The sequence below is a fragment of the Pseudomonas sp. GW821-FHT01D09 genome, assembly GCF_059422465.1.
In genome coordinates this window covers 1-672 of the sequence record NZ_JBWKWY010000071.1, presented here as the reverse complement: position 1 = coordinate 672, position 672 = coordinate 1, and the positions used below count along the sequence as shown (strand labels likewise).

The following is a 672-nucleotide window of genomic DNA, read 5'->3' as shown; positions in this document are numbered from 1 at the left end:
GATCCGATTGATGCGGCTGTTCTGGCCGATTTCGCCGAAGTTCTTCATGGGTCTCGTGAAAAACGCATTTCGCCTGAGCGTGAGGCGCTGCGTGAACTGATTCAGTTGCGCGAGCACTTCGTTCAGCAGCGCGACGATAACAAGCGTCGGCTTCAGCAAGCCCAGTTGCCAGCGGTTGTCACGGCCACCCAAGACCATATTCGCTACCTAAAAACGCAGATTAAGGCACTTGAAAAATACATCACTCACAGCATGCTTGAGCTCGACGCGGAAAAAGCCAACCGACTTATGTCTGTGAAAGGCATTGGCATGGTGGCTGCTGCCAGTTTGCTGGTTTACCTGCCGGAGCTCGGTGAGCTTGATCGCAGGGAAGTTGCGGCCCTGGCGGGAATCGCGCCGTATAACGACGACAGTGGAAATCACAACGGAAAACGGCAAATTTACGGAGGAAGAGGCCGCGTACGACATGCGTTGTACATGTCTAGCTGGGTTGTGATCCGCTATCAAGCTGACTTCAAAACCCGCTACGAGGCTCTGCGCGAGAGAGGCAAGAGCGCGAAAGTCGCGCTCATTGCCTGCATGCGGATACTGCTTATCAGACTGAATGCCATGCTGCGTGACGGCACCGAATGGAGGTGACGAATGGCATGTTGAAGACAGTTGCTCCCACAT

Annotated in this window: 1 protein-coding gene; it reads left to right on the top strand. The window is 54.3% G+C overall.

Features of this window, described 5'->3' with window-relative positions; genetic code table 11:
- Positions 1 to 639 (top strand): transposase (locus AC07W7_RS27120; RefSeq protein WP_415640218.1); only part of this gene is annotated, 639 nt, incomplete at its 5' end.
- Positions 640 to 672 lie beyond the last annotated feature (33 nt).